Raw genomic sequence first — 14,753 nt, 5'->3', positions numbered from 1 at the left:
CCCCATTTATTTATATTTTTCTTATCATCCTATACTTCCTAAGCTGTTGACCATCGCATCCTCTTCATACCCGCAGGGATTATTCAATTGCCAACGCCAAGCATCATGACACATCTCTTCTATACCTTTCGTGGCAATCCAGCCTAATTGTTGTTTTGCTTTCGTGGGGTCAGCATAACAGACACCTATATCCCCTGGACGGCGATGCGTAATGGTATAAGGGATTTTTCTACCGGAAACTTTCTCAAAAACAGTAACCATTTCCAATACACTAATTCCTTGCCCAGTCCCCAAATTGAACGCTTCTACACCGGTTGTTTCCATAACTTTTTTAAGGGCACTCAAATGCCCCGCTGCTAGATCCATTACATGTATATAATCTCTAATGCCTGTACCGTCCTTAGTTGGATAGTCATCACCGAAGACTCTCAGCTTCCCTAGCTTTCCAACTGCTACCTGAGCGATATAAGGAAGCAAATTATTAGGAGTACCATTGGGGTCCTCCCCTATACGACCACTAGGGTGTGCTCCAGCGGGATTGAAATAACGCAAAAGAGCAACGCTCCACTGATGGTCAGATACATACAGATCTTTGAGGATTTCCTCGATCATCTGTTTGGTTCGTCCATATGGATTCATTGCTCTAAGCATACTATCTTCAGATATTGGCACTTGTTCCGGCATTCCGTATACCGTAGCTGATGAACTAAATACGATCTTTTTAACACCATAGCTTTTCATAACTTCACACAATCTAATTGTACCTGTAATGTTGTTATAGTAATACCAGAGCGGTAATGATACGGACTCACCAACCGCTTTGAGACCGGCAAAATGTATAACCGCGGTAATGGGATTTTCCGAGAATATCCGATCTATTGCATTTCGGTCTAATAAATCTGCCTGATAGAATGTAAAGCCTTTTCCCGTAATTTCCTGGACACGGTTTAAAGCTTCAGGTTTGCTATTTAAAAAATTATCTACCACTACGATATCATAACCCGCATTTAACAATTTAACACAGGTATGGGTTCCAATATAACCAGCCCCACCCGTCACCAAGATTTTCATAACCCTTTCCCTCCTAGTTAGATGCATGTTCACATAAGCAATTAAGCATGATAGGCTTTCTTTAGTAGCTTTGATGGAATATTGCTAGTTAGTGAGCTTACTATATTCCATAAGTACTTAAACTCCTCGGATTTTCTAAAGATAATAAAAAACAGGATATTAGGGATGGTAAGACATAAAACTGTGCGAATCCCTATATTGATAAGCATATTTTCATTAAAGATGCCGGCCAGCGTATCGGTCAATACTGCAGCAATAAAAACGATAAGCACTGACCAGGCATATCTAACAAAGTAGACCTTGACTGATTTTTGAAATACATATTTGAATACCACGTAAGGGTCGTACCAGAAATAGGTACAAAGTCTGCTAATCACTGTACCCAGGAACACTCCCGCTATGCCTATTTTATTTACAAGTATGATGGAAACGCCAATATTGATGAAGGCAGCTATGATGGGTCTATATTTGCCTTTCTTAAATAAGCCCGTTGTATCTCTAAATGTAGTAGAAGCGGTTTGCATACCTGCACTAAAGAAATTCAGGACTATCGAAAATACGATAAATTGACTAAATACAAATTGCTCACCAATCCACAGCATGATGACCGGGTTAAGCAAATTCCATAAACAAACCGCACAAAATCCATATATCCAGAAATTGGCGAAGTAGAGGACTCGGAAAATGAAGTATTTCTTTTCTGCGTTTTCTTTTACGTGCAAGTTTCCAACACTCGCCGTAATGGAATAAAAGATATATCCTATGAAGGTAGTCAGTGTTGTCATGATTAAGAGGTAATTAGAATACATCCCAACTGCTGTTACCCCAATAAATATCGAGATGACGATATTGTCCGTTCCATTTATTACAATACCGCTGATCCTGTATAACAGGAGGGCATATAAATTTTCAAAGAATAGCTTTTTCTCATCTTTAGATAAAGCTGCATCATTCTTTACCTTTAGGTATGGGTATAATTTATCGGCCCTCTTTGCAATATATACATTTTCAGATATTCGAAAGATAATCTGAGCTGCAAGCACGACAATATAATTACCTGTACCTAGCAATAACATAATCTGCAGTATATTTGATGAAATGATAAACACACTGTGTATTTTTGATATTATATGATTACGCTGATCAGCAATAATAATCGCTTGCTTATAAATAAAATAGTAGGATGAGACTGAATTGACTAGAAACAGTAGGTAGATCACATGAATATGATCTATTGTAGTCTCACCATTTATTAGGTATGGAAGAAACGGCAGTATGGACAATCCTATTAATAAAACAATAACGCCGATTAGTCTATACGCCCTTCTATATAAATTCATTAGTGCCTGGATCCTATAGGTATCCTTTTCGGCTAAGGGCTTATATAAACTATAGATCATTGCCGTATCAAAGCCTAAGTTAGCTAATGATAACATCATTAAGATACTCGTAAAAAGCCCTTCCACACCTAAGTATTCTATACCTAGCGTATAGATAAAAATGGTTCTAACGATAAAGCCCATTAAAATACTGATGAATTGTCCTGATAGACCAAAGAAGATATTCTTCAAGGAGTTTTGGATTCTCATAATAAGCCTTCTCTTTAATTACTCTGCTCAAAAATCCGGGTTAGCTGCGTATTAATCTTTCTTTTTAATATAGGATAGAATTTGGTTACTCTATAAATCAATAAAGCTCTCCTGCGCTGGGCTACAAAGTCATAGTCTAGAAACCAGTCTGCTAATTCCCTAAGTTGGATATTATCGTAGTTTTCTTTCATTCTATTTTGGATAATATTCCAATAAATAATGATAAACGTATTAGTAAAAAATTTAACTTCATCATTTAAAGATGCTATAATATGCTGCGTAAGATTATGAGGGATATAAAAACCATAATCAGCAGGATTATGCCCCTCAGCAACAATTCCCATAATCGTTCTTAAGCATTTTTCACATTTACAGCAATTTTCTTCTTTTTTAAAGCACACTCGTATATTTGCAGGTTGTTTTACCCCGGAATAATAATCAACAACAACCTTGACCTTGTTCTGTCTGGATAGCTCATATGCGTCATGGAAAACTCTTCCTGATCCATATCTTATTTCATTATCAATTGTAGGATCAGATGCACATGGCACCTGGTATAGAGGAGAATTGGAGCTGGCTATATAAATACATTCTATCTTCAGCTTAAAAGCTAGAGGGATCGCTGCTGATATTATGGCCAAGCCGTGATGTAACCCATGCCACCAAGAATCACCTAATCGTTTATTAAAGTCATAATCAATGGTTCTTCCAGCATTAATAAATGTTCCATAGTTAGACTGTATAAGAATATTTTTTAATCCATGAACACCTGCAAAGTTTATGGCATTTGCTTTATCCGCTTCCCAAACATCACTATGTTCTATCTCCTCCTCATGCCATCCATATTCCGTAATTAATATTGGTTTTTTGTCTCTAATTCTTATAAAAGTAGTAAGTGCATCCAGACCTCCGCTAAACAAGGAAGCAGCTTCTAGCTCAGGAGTATAGGAGTTATTAACAACAGTATCAACGGCTATTCTTCCCTCGAAAGTAACATTTGGGAACATAGCTTGATAGGCATCTCTTATCTTACCAAGACATTCATAAAACGATTGATCCAAGTCCCTAATTTGTAAAGTTGAATCAGTAATCCATATAAGCGGGACAACATTAGCCACAAAGGGAATAGCCAATATGCTTGGGGGTAGATCCGAAATATCATAATTATATTGGAGAAACAAATGATTCGCTGGCTTGAAGTATTTTTGAAGATTCTTACTTACACTAAAAAAATAATCCACCCTGTTATCTTTTACAACCATTTTATCAAGCACAATATGATTCATAAAAATTGTCCTCCCCATTCATATCGATTTCACTCAAACTCAAATTGACTTAGCCACTGATTTACGGTTTCAAAATTCATATTCACATCTGTAATGATTTCAGAATGAATCATTTGTTCAAGGTTATCGAAATCATCCCTATGGATCGTATTAAGGTTGTAGGTTTCACTCATTCCTTGAGCTCTTTCATCTATTGAAATAATAATGGAACGCTTTTTATGACGCATAGCAAAAATACCTCCGTGCAAACGAGTACCAATATAATCAATATCAGTTCTAAGAATTCTCTCATACTCATCTACAGACGGAGGAACGATCTTGATATTTTGCGTATTCTTCAACGCCCTGAAATACTTTAAATCTTTTGCATCCTGAATCCAAAAATATATATTTCTATAGCTTCTATTCATAACGTCTATTAATAACTGATCTTTTTCAATGTCTTGAGCATGATGAGTAAGTGTAAAGATAACGGACTCAGATTTTTTGGTTGGAATTTCCTTGCAGAATTCAGGCGTAAGAGACCATAAGGTGGCACAACCTGTATTTAATGCCTTAAAGCCCATTTCCTCTAAAAACCCTTTAGTTCTTTCATCTCTGACACTATGTATATATTTATGAGAAAGTACCCTCTTATATAAAAGTTTGGTATAGGCGTTTATCTTACTTCCTTTTCCTGCCCCAACCCCGACTAGTATACTCTCCTTCAATGGTCCATAATTGAATAGATTAATATTCCACTGCGGAAAGTGTGTTAGCATATCCATTGTCAGTAGATTTGAACCACCTACAAATTTGTATTTTGCATTACTATAAATCTTCACTCGATCGGAACCCCTTGCTACTTGGTACCAATGGAAGGGTGAAACATGTGTCGGTAAGGTTAATAAGTATGCGTGTTTCGTTATATTTGAAAGCTGGTATTTGACGCATTTCATAATGATATCGTCCCCTTTATTAAGGGAGCCCACCGATGTATCTAACAATAAAACATTATCCATATAGATTATACCTCCCACTATCTCTTGTTTAGGAAATTAAGGCATATAACTTCTCAATTTCACTGTTGTTTCCGTAATCTGCTGCCATCGTATTGCTAATTAGCCTATTAGTTAACTCTTTGTCTTCAATTAGTTTTTGCAGCCCACTTACAATACCCTCTACGCCCATACCCGTTATCAAGCCATCGATTCCATCGCGAACTTGACTTTTGGCCGTAGGAAAATTAGTAATCAATACAGGTTTAGCAAGTATTTGTGCCTCGCGGACGGTTACTGCCTTTCCTTCATACCTTGAAGGTTGCACATAAATATCGCATGCTTTTATATAGGGATATGGATTGGTTTTTTTTCCAAGTAGCTTAAATCGATCTTTAACACCATACTGCTTTATCAAATCTTGCAATTCACTTTCCAATGGTCCATATCCAACCACATACCATTCGATATCAAGTCCGATATCCAATAACCTTCGACAAGCACGCACGGCATCATCCATACCTTTCGCAAAGGTAAGACGACCAACCGTCAACAACTTTGTTCTCCCAGGTGTTTCGGGCATTTCTGGACTAATATCTTGATTACTCTGTCCCCATACAAAATTTGGAGATAGGATATTTTCAATGACTAACGTGTTTTCAGAATATTCCGGGAACATTTTTAAGAAAGAATTTTTACACTCCTCTGATACAGCAATAATTTTATCCAAATTATCCCACATTTTTTTATCTACACTCTTGTTAATCGCTATTTTGGAATAATCCGTGTGTATCCAACCTACCTTTCTTTTTGCTTGAACCTTGTGACCAACAAAATAATGAGGCCATAGAAAGCTTATTGCTAAATCATATTTAGTATGGTTCAACTGAGGTAGATATGGTTTAGATAGTGCCCACCCATATTGAATAGCCAAATAACCAGGCTCATCGCACCGTTTTAATAACCCATGACATGAGCCTAAATATCTTGCTAGAAGTCTAGTGAGAGCAATGGGAAGGTGTCCTTCCCTAAGAGTTTGAAGAATCGGCATTCTAAATGTAGTATAGGTAGGTATTTCCGGTAATAAGGTAGGCCCTTGCGGTAATAGGGGTAAGAATTCCCCTTCATGCTTGAATAGCATTAAGTCCACATCATATTTATCGTAATCGATTTGGCTGAGCAGCCCAATTAAACTTCGTTCTACACCGCCTATGGCCATATCAAAAGAGGATAATAAGATTTTTTTTTTCATCATTAGCTACCTCACCATGTCCTTTTAATATATAAAACCTCCCACGAATCCAACATTCGTGGGAGGTTTTATAAAAGGCTTCTATTTTAAATCAATGTTCATATAACGCTAACCAGTGATCCACATTCCTTCTTATATCAAAACCAGATTCTGTAATACGATGAATGATTTTTCTTTCTTCAAGTTCTTCTAGTGAAATTGCTCTATCAATTTCTTTTGACCACTTATCGATACTGTCGTTAAGACTGACAAAAGACATTAATCCTAAATCCATATCTGTACTTTTAGGAACTGCATCCGAAACCACACAAGGCGTTCCAGCACATTGTGCCTCTAATGTTACAATTCCAAAACCCTCAAAAATAGAGGGGAATAAAAAAACATCAAACTCTTTCATTAATCTAGGGATATCCGTTCGGACTCCTAAAAATCTGATATGGTTGGATACACCCATTTTTTCAGCTTCCTTCTCAATGTCTTGCCTCAACGGCCCCTCGCCTACTAATACAACTACGAAATGCTCATCTTTGGTTAATTTTTCTCGGAGGACCTTTAATATAAATTGATGGTTCTTAGATGCCGAGAATGTACCCACGTGTCCAATAATTTTCACTTTATTCGGTAAATTGATTTCGTCCCTTAGGCTCCAGTTGTTCCCTGTATTCTCAAATTGGCTAACATCAATTCCATTCTTCAGTAAAATAACCTTACCGTGATCAATGAACTTCCGACCATAGAGAAACCGTGCCGCTTCTAGGCTACATGCACAATAGTCCGTCGCAAAGCATTTAATAAGTGTTCGTAAAAAGGTTAGCGTGATTTTCTCCTTAAACGCAAACCCTCTATCCCAACTATTACTGTGAGAATGACATACTCTTTTTTTTATCCCTTTTAGCTTAGCCGCAATTACGGGAAAACCACTTTGGTAATCTGTATGGGCGTGGACAGCTATATATTTCTCATTTGATAAGATATTCAGTAATCCCTTTATATAGGATATGGAACCAACTTTACCCAAACTATTCGTTCTATATACTTTTCCGCCTAAAGCTAATATCTCTTCATCATAATCACCTGGTTCTGGTCTATGAGAAACAAAATCAAACTGAACTTTTGATTTGTCTATATTCCTATAAACATTCATTAATAACGTCTCAGCGCCACCGCGATTCATAGCACTTACCACATGTAATACTCTCTTTGGTTTCCCCATCTCCTACCCCCTGCAACTAAAATCCAATATAATCACTTCTATAGATAATTCCTAGAGCAATCACATGCTCGTAATAAAAGTAAACAAGATAACTGCCTAATATTGAAAAGTAAATAAGCTTTTGATCACGAGTAGAAAATAAATTAACGACCCATGAAATTAAGATTAAGCCATACAACCCAAAATAAATGGTGAACCTTGCAAAGATCCAATTTTGTGTTGCAATTAGCATAAAAATCAAACCCAATATAGACATGTTAACAATGCAGTCACTATTGGGGAACAGCTCCCTTAACTTATCTCTGCCATAATAGGCAAGGATAATAGGAATAGCCGTAACAGCAACTCTTATAATGCTTGCTCCACCTTCTTGGAAATCCTTATAATGACCATATTGAGTTTCTTCTAGGACAGAAAATAAAGCTTCTGAAAATTGACTAAACCCTATTACTAACATCACTGCTATGAATATAAATAAATACGTTGATTTAGTCCAAGCCTTTCTTCTAACAAAAAAATAGATGGGAATAAGAATTAATGCACTCGCGTGCAGTGTCGCCGCAAATAAAACTACAAGTGTGTATTTTACCCAGTTACCGGAAAAAATATATTTTGTGGCTGCAAATACAATAGCTGCTGTAAGAAATTGTCTAATTCCATTCATCGATACCAAAAACATACCAGACGCAATATAAACATAGAGGCTTATTTCAATAAGTCTCGAATATTGATATAAAACGATCACAATAATTATATTGGTTATTAATGCAGTAACAAAAATTAATATCTGGGGATCTTTTGAAAATTGGATTAATAACATCTGAAGTACTTTGAACCCAGGGTCTGACATGGACTTGATATTCTTCCATCCAAAATTACCCAGAGTATAGATGTGCATATATGCAATGGTATCACCTATATTATTTCGCAGTCCGGATATTAATACTAAGGACAAAACAACACAGAAAATCATGAGTTTGTTTGGTTTTACTGTATTCGGAACTAATGATAAACGTTTACTAAAATACCTGGAATATAAGGAAAAAATATACACTAAAACAAGATTAATCCAAAGTATAGCCATTGGTTTATCCCTTCACCTGATATTAATGATTCTAGGAAGTTCTCGTTTTAGACCGAACATAGCAATAGAGCAGAATACCAAACGGAATGGCCATAAACGTTAGAGCAGGAAGTGGAGCTTCACTAATAAAGCGTTTATTCGAAGATAGCAGGCTACTAGAAACGTAATGGATGGCCTGCTTAAATTTAAAAAGAATCCCTGCAAATGGCAGCTTCATCATTTCCTTTCTGTAGAAAGAAAAACCCTTTGGATTTCTTCTATATTGCTTTAACATATTCATTGTAGAACCATCGGGAAGATATTCTACACAGCAAATAATTTCATTCATGATCAGCATTTCATACTCTTGATCTATCATATAATATTTGTATGCTAATCCTACAAATTTTTCATCTTGAAAAAGGGGGTAGGGATATCTTCGTGTTAATTCCGTTCGATAGACTAGCTTTTTATCTCCCGTTACGCCATGTTTATGATAAAGATCGAAAACAGTAGTACTTTTAACATGTTGTGGAAGCTTTAACCCTATAATTCTTCCATCCGTATAGGAGTCTAATCCGATAATTCCACTAACTTGATCGCTACCAAATCGATTCCAAAAATTAATAATCTTTTCTACGGCATCAACAGGCATGTAATCATCTGAATCAATACAAACATTTAACTCCGTATCTACTAATTCATAGGCTGTGTTATGGGCGCCATGCATCCCTTTATTTTCTTGCCAGTAATAGCGTATGGTTAGCTCACCTTCCGCAATCCAGCCTTGCACCAATTCTTTGGTATTATCGCTTGATCCATCATCAATGATTAACCATATGAAATCCCTACTGGTCTGGCGCTTTAGGCTTTCATAGCATCGGGGAAGAATATATCCCCGATTAAATGTCGGGGTAAATACTGTAAGAATAGGCACATTAATCAACTCCATGCTCTAACATAGAATTCCTGAATCCAAGTACTAATTGAGGAAATATCATAGCCTTTATTTTTAATATGTTGGGTTGTATCTACCCGACCACAAGAAGTTCTCAAAATTTTATGCGCCCAAAAAGTGGCGTCTCCTAATGGAGCAAACTCAATCAAGCCAGCATCCATATCAACTTCCTTTGTAATGTTATCAGAAATAATACAAGGTAATCCTGCTGCCTGTGCTTCCACAAGGGTTACAGGAAGTCCCTCAAACAATGACGGAAAAACAAACACATCCATTGATTGCATCAGTTCAGCTACTTCTTGACGAATACCAAGGAAAAAAACATGTTTATGTAAGCCTAAGCTCCTGGCCTTTTGCTCCATCTCCGACCGCAATGCTCCATCACCAACAAGCAACAAAATGACCTTCTTCTTCAATTTATAGACCTCAGCAAAAACATCCAGTAAAAAGGAATGATTCTTTACTGCTTGAAAACTGCCTACATGCCCAATGACCATCGTATCAGAATCAATGCCCATTTCGTATCGAATCTTATCTCTAACATTTGGATTATATAAAAAAAGAGATGATGATACACCGTTTTTAAGTAAGATCATCTCCCCTTTTTCAGTAATCTTGCGCCCAAACATATATTTTCCGGCAGTCTCCGAGCAAGCAAAGCAATGCGTGGCATAGTGAGGGATTAGCCTTTTGGCAAGCCCTTTAAAGTATAAGGTTTTAATCAAAGAATAGATGGGATTACTTGTATGACTATGGGCAATCCTTACCGGCACCTTGTTTTTTTGTGCTGAGCGCAAGATGATTCCACTAGTTTCATTCATGTGGGAATGAACAATCCTATATTGAGGGTGATTTTGAAAGAAATCATTCAGGGCTCTTACATAAGCGAAATGACCTGTTTTGACACCGTAAGGCACAGTGTAGATTCGTCCCCCGTTTTTTCTAATCTCATCATCAAAAGCACCTACCTCAGATTGATGAGTAAGAAAATCAAATTGAACCTGAGAACGGTCAATATTTCGATAAAGATTCATGATTAGCGTTTCTGCCCCACCACGATTCATGATTCCTATCGCATGCAAGATTCTAATTAAAGCCATATGTAAACTCCTTCGCCTGAACGGTCATTTCCCGCTCCGAAGTTTGACCAAAGTAATTATCAAACCACTTCTGAAAAACATAAATACTCCATAATAGCCAACTATGATTCTTCTTCGCTTTTAAATGCTCATGAACAATTCTCTTTACCGTTTCTGGGTTGAATATTCCTTGAGACTGCAAGCGGTCATAGTCTATTAATTGTAATAATTCAGATTTGAGAGGCCCTCTAAACCATACATCCAACGGTACCCCAAACCCATGCTTCTTTTGCCTCATAATGGACATGGGAAGCATATCGGAAAATGTATCTTTAAGGATATACTTTTGGACATTCCCTTTTATTTTAAAGTACGAAGGTACTTGAAAGGCTAACTCAATTACCCCTTTGTCTAGCATTGGCACTCTCGTTTCTAAAGAATTAAGCATACTCATTCGGTCAACCTTTGCAAGCATGTCTCCCTCAAGAATAATGCTGAAGTCTGTGAATAATGTACGGGCAAGCTCATCCATATCAGATAACTGATTAATCTTATGGCCAATAAATCCTAGACTGTCTGCATCATAGTAACCCTCAGTCAGCAGTTCGGAACGCAGCTGTTCATTGGCTCCCATCATCATCATGTTGCGGCGACGAGCAACCTCATCTAGATGACTATTCTCCACAACCTTTCTTGCCTGTCGGGTATACTTGTTAGAATCTGGTGCAGAGTATAATACACGTTCGATTACTCCCTTTCGAAGAAATTGGGGGATAGAGTTATACATTTTAGAATAGCGGTGAATCATGTATTTGCTATATCCTCCAAATAATTCATCGCCTCCATCCCCCGTAAGGGCTACCGTTACTTTTTCTTTTGTAAATTTAGAGACGAAGTATGTAGGTAGCATGGATGAATCTGCAAAAGGCTCATCCATACTGCTAACTATAACTTCCAAATATTCAAGTATACTTTCTGGCGTAAGGATATGAAGATGATGATTAGTTTTATTCAGCTTTGAAACAGCTAGTGCTTTTTCGGATTCATCGAACTCTTTCTCCTTAAATCCGATACTAAATGTTTCAATTGGTCTATTAGACATACGGGACATTATACCAACAATTACGCTTGAATCTATACCGCCACTCAAAAACGCACCTAACGGAACATCACTAACCATTTGCCGCTCAACAGATTCAAAAAGACGTTTGCGAAGCTCGGTCTTGCATTGGTCATAGTCTTCTATAAAATTTCTAGAACTTGGTCTAAAATCCCAATACGATTGAACTTTTATATCTCCCTCCTTATATGACAAAAAATGACCGGGCATAAGTTTATAGACCTTATTATAAATGGTCAATGGTGCGGGGATATAGGTTAAAGAAAGATACTGATTTAAGGCCTCTCTATTTATTCCTTCCTTAGAAATGTCAAAGACTTTAATTAAACTTTTTAACTCGGAACAAAAAGCCAATCTATTACCATTCCTATAATAATAAAGCGGCTTTTCCCCTGCTCTATCCCGAGCGAGTATAAGCCGCTTTTCTTTTATGTCATATAAAGCCAATGCAAACATACCTTCTAAATGGCACAGAAACTCATCACCATATTCCTCATAGGCATGAACAATCACTTCTGTATCACTTTCTGTACGAAAATGATGCCCGCATCCAACCAATCGATTACGCAGGGTACGATAGTTATAAATCTCACCGTTAAAAACTACAACTTTGCTTCTATCTTCATTAAATATGGGTTGTTCTCCGCTATTAATATCAATTATAGCAAGACGACGCATACCTAAGCCAACATACTCATCGGTATAAACTCCAGCAGAATCTGGTCCACGATGAATGATTTGCTCATTCATTTTTGCAATGAAACCCAGATTGTCACTTTCACCCGTTCTCGATACATTAATTAATCCGTTTATCCCACACACCCACTATTCACCAACCTTAATCGTTAGTTCTCCTAGATATCGCCTATACCATTTAATCGATTGTTCAAAGCCGCCCTCGAAATCCCAGGTTGGTTCGTAGCTCAATTCTTGGGCGGACAGGGAAATATCCGCAAGAGAATGCTGAATATCACCATTCCTTTTAGGTCCATAAATTGGTTGGATGTAAACTCCTAGCAAACTACACATTTTCCAATACATTTCGTTCAGCGTAAATCTTTGACCAAAAGCGATATTATAAGATTTTCCGCACGCTCTAATTGGGGCTGCACAGCTTTTAAGATTTGCTTCTATAACATTCTCAATATAGGTAAAGTCTCGGCTTTGTTTCCCATCACCATGAATGGTTGGCGAATGTCCGGAGATCAATTTTTCAGCAAACACTGGAATAACAGCTGCATATTGCGAATAGGGGTCCTGTCTACGGCCAAAAACATTAAAATAACGCAGCCCAATACAATCTAATCCATATAACCGGGTGTAAAGATCTCCATAGAATTCATTCACCTTCTTTGTTACTGCATAGGGAGAGAGCAAGTTTCCTTCTTCCCCTTCTTTCTTAGGAAATTTCGGGGAATCACCATAGACAGATGAAGAGGATGCATACACAAACCTCTTAACCGTCCCAGCTAAACGGGCCGCCTCCATCATATTCAAGGTCCCTTGAATATTATTCTCCTCATACATTAACGGATATTTTATCGAACGAGGTACAGATCCAAGTGCTGCTTGATGAAGGATATATTGAACTCCTTTACAGTTTTCAACACAAGTATCAAAATCACGTATGTCCCCTTCTGTAAACTTAAAATTAGGGTGGTCCAGGAACATTTTTATATTTTCAAATTTACCTGTTGAAAAATTATCCAGTCCCTTCACTTTCATTCCCAAATTAAGTAGAGCTTCTACAAGATTGGAGCCAATAAAGCCTGCTGCACCGGTTACTAGAAACATTGTATCTTCTTCAAAACACACTTTTTCATAGCCCACTGTTTATAACCTCCAATAGCTATAGCCACTTGCTTCGGCTTCACTTTTATTAAATAAGCCCTTGATATCAACCAAAACATTCCTATCACAAGCCAATCTTTGACGAATAGAATCCAGGCTCAGTGTTGTATATTCTTTATGATTCACAGCCATGACGACTGCATCTACTGGCGGAATATCATTTCCTGCCAATTCAAAGCCATATTCCTTCCAAACTTCATATTCATCCGCATGGGGGTCGATGACATAAGTATCAATTCCATATTCATGGAGTTCTCGAACAATATCTACTACTTTAGAATTCCTCACATCCGGAACATTTTCTTTAAAAGTAACTCCCATGATCAGGACCTTAGCGCCCTTCACAGGACAATTATCCTTAATTAATTGCTTGACTATATTTTCAGCAACATATTTGCCCATGTTATCATTGATACGGCGACCAGCAAGAATAACTTCAGGGTGATAACCCATTTCTTCTGCTTTATAGGTCAAATAATAAGGATCAACACCTATACAGTGTCCTCCGACAAGCCCTGGAGTAAACTGAAGGAAGTTCCACTTTGTACTTGCCGCCTGCAGTACTTCACACGTATCAATGCTCATTCTATTAAAAATGATTGAGAGTTCATTCACAAAGGCAATGTTAATATCACGCTGTGCATTTTCTATTACTTTTGCAGCCTCTGCTACCCTAATAGACGGAGCCCTATATACACCAGCCTCAACTACCATTTCATAAACTTCTGCAATATATCCTAAGCTTTCTTCATCCATTCCAGATACAACTTTCGTAATATTCTCTAATCTGTGTATTTTGTCACCCGGATTAATCCGTTCCGGTGAATAGCCTATTTTAAAATCAACTCCACAAACTAACCCCGACTCCCTTTGAAGTATGGGTAAACAAACTTCTTCCGTTACCCCGGGATAGACTGTTGACTCATAAACGACAATTGCTCCTTTTCTCAAATTTTGCCCAACAATACAGCTTGTCTCTATAATAGGACCAAGATCAGGATTATTATGTTGATCTATCGGTGTTGGAACTGCGATAATAATAAAACTTGCTTGGCGAATGTCATCGGGATTACTAGTGAAGTATATGGAGGAATCCCTCAGCCCTTCATGACCTACTTCATTGGTAACATCCGTACCTCGTTGGTAGAGTTTAATTTTTTCCTTATTGATGTCAAATCCTATTACCCTAGCCTTTTTTGAAAATGCTACGGCTAACGGTAAGCCCACGTAACCCAGTCCAATGATCGCAATACTTGCTACACCTTCGTTCAATTCCTTTATCACATTCAACTCT

The 14,753-nt window shown here is 37.4% G+C and carries 12 protein-coding genes; all 12 read right to left on the bottom strand.

The features are described from left to right. Positions 1-24 precede the first annotated feature (24 nt). The 12 genes from galE to EIZ58_RS19530 all read right to left on the bottom strand — a co-directional run bounded on the left by galE (position 25) and on the right by EIZ58_RS19530 (position 14,749). Entirely contained in the window at positions 25-1,071 is a 1,047-nt protein-coding gene (gene galE / locus EIZ58_RS19585; protein ID WP_134702551.1) for a UDP-glucose 4-epimerase GalE, read from the bottom strand. 41 nt (positions 1,072-1,112) lie between these two features. After that, entirely contained in the window at positions 1,113-2,660 is a 1,548-nt protein-coding gene (locus tag EIZ58_RS19580) for a lipopolysaccharide biosynthesis protein (RefSeq protein WP_134702550.1), read from the bottom strand. A gap of 14 nt (positions 2,661-2,674) precedes the next feature. Then, positions 2,675-3,946 (bottom strand): peptidase, encoded by a 1,272-nt coding sequence (locus EIZ58_RS19575; RefSeq protein WP_134702549.1) that lies wholly within the window; start codon positions 3,944-3,946, stop codon positions 2,675-2,677. Between the two features lie 29 nt (positions 3,947-3,975). After that, positions 3,976-4,947, bottom strand: a complete 972-nt coding sequence (locus EIZ58_RS19570) for a polysaccharide pyruvyl transferase family protein (protein ID WP_134702548.1) — start codon at positions 4,945-4,947, stop codon at positions 3,976-3,978. Between the two features lie 28 nt (positions 4,948-4,975). Then, the gene (locus EIZ58_RS19565; protein ID WP_134702547.1) at positions 4,976-6,178 is read right to left on the bottom strand and encodes a glycosyltransferase; all 1,203 of its coding nucleotides are present in this window, start codon (positions 6,176-6,178) and stop codon (positions 4,976-4,978) included. Between the two features lie 88 nt (positions 6,179-6,266). Beyond that, the gene (locus EIZ58_RS19560; protein ID WP_134702546.1) at positions 6,267-7,388 is read right to left on the bottom strand and encodes a glycosyltransferase family 1 protein; all 1,122 of its coding nucleotides are present in this window, start codon (positions 7,386-7,388) and stop codon (positions 6,267-6,269) included. Positions 7,389-7,404: 16 nt separating this feature from the next. After that, the gene (locus tag EIZ58_RS19555; RefSeq protein ID WP_134702545.1) at positions 7,405-8,472 is read right to left on the bottom strand and encodes an EpsG family protein; all 1,068 of its coding nucleotides are present in this window, start codon (positions 8,470-8,472) and stop codon (positions 7,405-7,407) included. A 31-nt stretch (positions 8,473-8,503) separates the two neighbouring features. After that, entirely contained in the window at positions 8,504-9,388 is an 885-nt protein-coding gene (locus EIZ58_RS19550; protein ID WP_134702544.1) for a glycosyltransferase family 2 protein, read from the bottom strand. 5 nt (positions 9,389-9,393) lie between these two features. Continuing rightward, positions 9,394-10,473 carry a glycosyltransferase family 1 protein gene (locus tag EIZ58_RS19545; RefSeq protein ID WP_134702901.1) on the bottom strand — a complete coding sequence of 360 codons (1,080 nt, stop codon included), beginning with the start codon at positions 10,471-10,473 and terminating at the stop codon, positions 9,394-9,396. A gap of 22 nt (positions 10,474-10,495) precedes the next feature. Continuing rightward, on the bottom strand, positions 10,496-12,430 hold the full coding sequence (gene asnB, locus EIZ58_RS19540) for an asparagine synthase (glutamine-hydrolyzing) (protein WP_134702543.1): 1,935 nt from the start codon (positions 12,428-12,430) through the stop codon (positions 10,496-10,498). Positions 12,431-12,433: 3 nt separating this feature from the next. Then, positions 12,434-13,438 (bottom strand): SDR family oxidoreductase, encoded by a 1,005-nt coding sequence (locus EIZ58_RS19535; protein ID WP_305034128.1) that lies wholly within the window; start codon positions 13,436-13,438, stop codon positions 12,434-12,436. Positions 13,439-13,441: 3 nt separating this feature from the next. After that, entirely contained in the window at positions 13,442-14,749 is a 1,308-nt protein-coding gene (locus EIZ58_RS19530) for a nucleotide sugar dehydrogenase (RefSeq protein WP_370297770.1), read from the bottom strand. Between the last annotated feature and the right edge of the window lie 4 nt (positions 14,750-14,753).

This window comes from Ammoniphilus sp. YIM 78166 (assembly GCF_004522215.1).
Taxonomy (GTDB): Bacteria; Bacillota; Bacilli; order Aneurinibacillales; family RAOX-1; genus YIM-78166.
Note: the sequence above shows the minus strand (reverse complement) of the source record. Positions and strands in the feature narration are given on the sequence as shown.